This is a genomic window from Escherichia sp. 20412-1 (assembly GCF_003027595.1).
Lineage (GTDB): Bacteria > Pseudomonadota > Gammaproteobacteria > Enterobacterales > Enterobacteriaceae > Escherichia > Escherichia marmotae.
This window is the reverse complement of sequence record NZ_PYQM01000085.1, coordinates 1-4,409: the sequence shown is the minus strand read 5'-3', so window position 1 is coordinate 4,409 and position 4,409 is coordinate 1. Positions and strand designations below refer to the sequence as shown.

Below are 4,409 nucleotides of genomic sequence, written 5' to 3'. Positions count from 1 at the left end.
TTTTAACATAGTCGGCGTGCCCCGGGCAGTCTACGTGTGCGTAGTGACGGGTCGGGGTGTCGTATTCAACGTGAGAAGTGTTGATGGTGATACCACGAGCTTTTTCTTCCGGCGCGTTATCGATCTGATCGAATGCGCGAGCAGCACCGCCGTAGGTTTTAGCCAGTACGGTAGTGATTGCAGCGGTCAGCGTTGTTTTACCATGGTCAACGTGGCCGATAGTACCGACGTTAACGTGCGGTTTTGTACGTTCAAACTTTTCTTTAGACATCGATTGTCCCTCTAAGACACGGATAAATCGGTGATATCACCACATCAACCAGGCAACATGCCCGACTTGTTGAATGCAATAAACAGAAGGAAAAAACAGGGAGGAGAAAAGAAGTGGTGCTGATAGGCAGATTCGAACTGCCGACCTCACCCTTACCAAGGGTGCGCTCTACCAACTGAGCTATATCAGCACATCTTGGAGCGGGCAGCGGGAATCGAACCCGCATCATCAGCTTGGAAGGCTGAGGTAATAGCCATTATACGATGCCCGCATCCTGGAACTCGGCTACCTGATTTTCATTCTGCACTGAATATCGAGAGAAGCTCTCTTTATTCGAGCCGGTAAGCGAACTTATCGTCTCGGGCTACGCATCGCGTGGCCGAAATTGGTGGTGGGGGAAGGATTCGAACCTTCGAAGTCTGTGACGGCAGATTTACAGTCTGCTCCCTTTGGCCGCTCGGGAACCCCACCGGACTTGATGGTGCCGACTACCGGAATCGAACTGGTGACCTACTGATTACAAGTCAGTTGCTCTACCTACTGAGCTAAGTCGGCATCAAGTAGCGCGCATTCTATGGAGACATGCGCGCTCATGCAACTAAAAAATTGCATAATTTGTTTTATTGGTCATATTTTGCACAACACGATGAAGAAACAGTCAAACAGGGGACAGATTAGCATACTTTTTCAGCATCATTCTGTTTAACAATGCACTCAAGATAAAACACAATTCTTTTTAGTAGATGGAATATCTGTCACATTGCTTTTCAACGATAGCTTGTCGAAAGAGATTTTTTCTTATTATTCCTCCCAATCTGGTGTTACCCTCCTGCCCATTAACCCATTCAACAGAACTGTGACGCGCCATGGCAAATATCGCTTTGCCGATAGAGCTATGATCGCCAGAAACATGCTTATGAGTATAAAAGAGCAAACGTTAATGACGCCTTACCTACAGTTTGACCGCAACCAGTGGGCAGCTCTGCGTGATTCCGTACCTATGACGTTATCGGAGGATGAGATCGCCCGTCTCAAAGGTATAAATGAGGATCTCTCGTTAGAAGAAGTTGCCGAGATCTATTTGCCTTTATCGCGTTTGCTGAACTTCTATATAAGCTCAAACTTGCGCCGTCAGGCAGTTCTGGAACAATTTCTTGGTACTAACGGACAACGCATTCCTTACATTATCAGCATCGCGGGTAGCGTTGCGGTGGGGAAAAGTACGACCGCCCGTGTATTACAGGCTCTATTAAGCCGTTGGCCGGAACACCGTCGTGTTGAACTGATCACCACCGATGGTTTTCTTCATCCCAACAAAGTGCTTAAAGAACGTGGTCTGATGAAGAAGAAAGGCTTCCCGGAGTCGTACGATATGCATCGTCTGGTGAAGTTTGTTTCCGATCTAAAATCGGGAGTGCCAAACGTTACAGCACCGGTTTACTCGCATCTTATTTATGATGTGATCCCGGATGGCGATAAAACTGTCGTGCAGCCTGATATTTTAATTCTTGAAGGATTAAATGTCTTACAGAGCGGTATGGATTACCCACACGATCCGCATCATGTTTTTGTTTCTGATTTTGTCGATTTTTCGATATATGTTGATGCTCCTGAAGACTTACTGCAGACATGGTATATCAACCGCTTCCTGAAATTCCGTGAAGGCGCTTTTACAGATCCGGATTCCTATTTCCATAACTACGCTAAATTAACAAAAGAAGAAGCGATCAATACTGCCTTGACGCTTTGGAAGGAAATCAACTGGCTGAACTTAAAGCAAAATATTCTTCCTACTCGCGAACGTGCCAGCCTGATCCTGACCAAAAGTGCTAATCATGCGGTAGAAGAAGTCAGACTACGCAAATAATTTAAAGGGGGAGCTATTGCTCCCTTTTTTATTTATCTGCGCTTCGTAGCGATATTTCACCGCCCATCCAGGGTTTAATTATCCCATCCTGTTCAAGCAATAATGCGCCTTGGTTATCTATCCCGCGCGAAATCCCAAATATTTCTTTATCACCAATGATAAGTTTCACTGGGCGATTAATAAAATTATCCAGTTTTTCCCAACGAGCCAAATAAGGAGTAAGTCCTTCTTGCTCGAAGAGTTCCAGCGCCGCCCGTAATTCACGTATAAGCGTGGCTGCCAGAGTATTACGATCCAGATTGATCCCCGCTTCTTGCAAGGTGATCCATCCCTGATTAACGACACTCTCTTCGACTCGACGCATGGCCATGTTGATCCCGGCACCGATGACAATTTGTGCCGCATCGCCGGTTTTGCCCGTCAGTTCAACGAGAATACCCGCCAGCTTGCGATCCTGCAGATAGAGGTCGTTTGGCCATTTAACACGAACTTTATCAGCTCCCAGCGTGCGTAGTACTTCCGCCATCACGATACCGATAACCAGGCTTAAACCAATCGCCGCAGCAGGACCTTGCTCCAGACGCCAGAACATTGATAAATATAAGTTTGCGCCAAAAGGAGAAAACCATTTCCGCCCACGGCGACCACGACCCGCTTGCTGATATTCTGCGACACAGGCATCGCCCGATTTAAGCTCTCCTATACGGTCAAGGAGGTACTGGTTCGTAGAATCAATCACCGGTAACACAGCAACATTACCACCATCCAGGTGACTCAATATCTGTTCGGCATTAAGTAACTGGATTGGTTCAGGCAGGCTGTATCCTTTGCCCGGAACGGTAAATACATCAACCCCCCAGTCACGCAGTGTCTGAATGTGTTTATTAATAGCCGCCCGACTCATTCCCAACGTTTCACCCAGTTGCTCGCCGGAGTGAAATTCGCCGTTCGCTAACAGGGCGATCAATTTCAGTGGAACAGTATTATCCTTCATGAAATTGTCTCCACTGCGCTCACTTCACCTGATGCACCAATAAAGCGGACTTCGGGTTCAAGCCAGACGTTAAATCTTTCACCGACTTTCTGCCTTACGTGATGTGCCAGTTGTACGACGTCTTCACTTTTCGCATTGCCTTCATTAATAAGAACTAGCGCCTGTTGACGATGTACCGCAGCCCCGCCAATCTGTGCCCCTTTTAGCTGACACTGATCGATGAGCCAGCCAGCAGCCAGTTTTACTGAACCATCCGCCTGGAGGTAATTAGGTGCCGTTGGAAATTGTGCCAGTAACGCTTTAGCCATTTCGACTGAAACAACAGGATTTTTGAAGAAACTACCGGCATTACCGTTCACTTTTGGATCGGGAAGTTTTGTAGTTCTCATATGACACACCGCATCAAATACTTGCTGTGGTGTCACCGTTGAAGGCTCCAGACGAGTTAAGTCACCATAGGTCAGTACAGGTTGCCACTCTTTTGGCAGGCGCAGACCTACGGCTACAATGGCGAAGCGATCCTGATATTCATGCTTAAAAATACTGTCACGATAACCAAAACGACACTCTTTAGCTGTTAAGCGCACTTGCTTGCCTGTCGTCAGTTCAACGCAGTCAACATAATCGCAAACTCGCTGTAATTCTACGCCATAAGCACCAATATTCTGGATAGGCGATGAGCCGACACAGCCCGGAATTAATGCCAGATTTTCCAGACCGGGCATACCTTGCTGCAAAGTGTATTTCACCAGATGATGCCAGTTTTCTCCCGCCCCAACATGTAAATACCAAGCATCAGGCGTATCGTTAATTTCAATACCTTTGATCCGGTTGATAATCACCGTTCCGCAGTAATCTTCCAGGAAAAGTACGTTACTTCCTTCCCCCAGAATAAGAACTGGCTGTCCTTCTGCGGTTGCATGCTGCCAGGCATTGAGTAGTTGTTTTTCGTCTTCCACGCATACAATGTGCTTCGCATTGCGATCAATGCCGAAGGTGTTCCAGGGTTTTAAGGAGTGGTTCATAGCTGCTTTCCTGATGCAAAAACGTGGCTAGTTTACCGTATCTGCGGGGGGATGGCTTGTAGATATAACGACAGGAAGAGTTTTCACCAGCGCAAAAAGGCCATCCTTACGGATGGCCTTTCGCTAATTTGATGCCTGGCAGTTCCCTACTCTCGCATGGGGAGACCCCACACTACCATCGGCGCTACGGCGTTTCACTTCTGAGTTCGGCATGGGGTCAGGTGGGACCACCGCGCTATCTCCGCCAGGCAA

Annotated in this window: 4 protein-coding genes, 4 tRNA genes and 1 rRNA gene; 1 reads left to right on the top strand and 8 read right to left on the bottom strand. The window is 47.5% G+C overall.

Annotation, left to right across the window (positions count from 1 at the left end; all coding sequences use genetic code 11):
- The 5 genes from C7B16_RS23815 to C7B16_RS23795 form a co-directional block, all read right to left on the bottom strand.
- Positions 1 to 271, bottom strand: a 271-nt coding sequence (locus tag C7B16_RS23815; protein WP_000031677.1) for a GTP-binding protein, incomplete at its 3' end; no start/stop codon positions are given.
- A 114-nt stretch (positions 272 to 385) separates the two neighbouring features.
- Positions 386 to 461, bottom strand: a tRNA-Thr gene (locus tag C7B16_RS23810).
- A 6-nt stretch (positions 462 to 467) separates the two neighbouring features.
- Positions 468 to 542 (bottom strand) — tRNA-Gly (locus C7B16_RS23805).
- Between the two features lie 115 nt (positions 543 to 657).
- Positions 658 to 742: transfer RNA gene (locus C7B16_RS23800), tRNA-Tyr, on the bottom strand.
- A gap of 8 nt (positions 743 to 750) precedes the next feature.
- Positions 751 to 826, bottom strand: a tRNA-Thr gene (locus tag C7B16_RS23795).
- 361 nt (positions 827 to 1,187) lie between these two features.
- Here C7B16_RS23795 and coaA point away from each other — a divergent pair.
- Entirely contained in the window at positions 1,188 to 2,138 is a 951-nt protein-coding gene (coaA, locus tag C7B16_RS23780; protein ID WP_000023077.1) for a type I pantothenate kinase, read from the top strand.
- A gap of 28 nt (positions 2,139 to 2,166) precedes the next feature.
- Here coaA and birA read toward each other — a convergent pair whose 3' ends face one another.
- From birA to rrf, 3 genes are all read right to left on the bottom strand, one after another.
- Entirely contained in the window at positions 2,167 to 3,132 is a 966-nt protein-coding gene (birA, locus tag C7B16_RS23775) for a bifunctional biotin--[acetyl-CoA-carboxylase] ligase/biotin operon repressor BirA (RefSeq protein WP_000654622.1), read from the bottom strand.
- A complete protein-coding gene (gene murB / locus C7B16_RS23770; protein WP_001016702.1) occupies positions 3,129 to 4,157 on the bottom strand; it encodes a UDP-N-acetylmuramate dehydrogenase in 1,029 nt (342 codons plus the stop codon). Before murB ends, birA begins: the two co-directional genes overlap by 4 nt.
- A gap of 133 nt (positions 4,158 to 4,290) precedes the next feature.
- Positions 4,291 to 4,406, bottom strand: a 5S ribosomal RNA gene (gene rrf / locus C7B16_RS23765).
- Positions 4,407 to 4,409 lie beyond the last annotated feature (3 nt).

Bases quoted from the DNA above. Each gene is read 5' to 3' on its own strand.
- coaA (WP_000023077.1), top strand. From the start codon at position 1,188: ATGAGTATAAAAGAGCAAACGTTAATGACGCCTTACCTACAGTTTGAC.
- birA (WP_000654622.1), bottom strand. From the start codon at position 3,132: ATGAAGGATAATACTGTTCCACTGAAATTGATCGCCCTGTTAGCGAAC.
- murB (WP_001016702.1), bottom strand. From the start codon at position 4,157: ATGAACCACTCCTTAAAACCCTGGAACACCTTCGGCATTGATCGCAAT.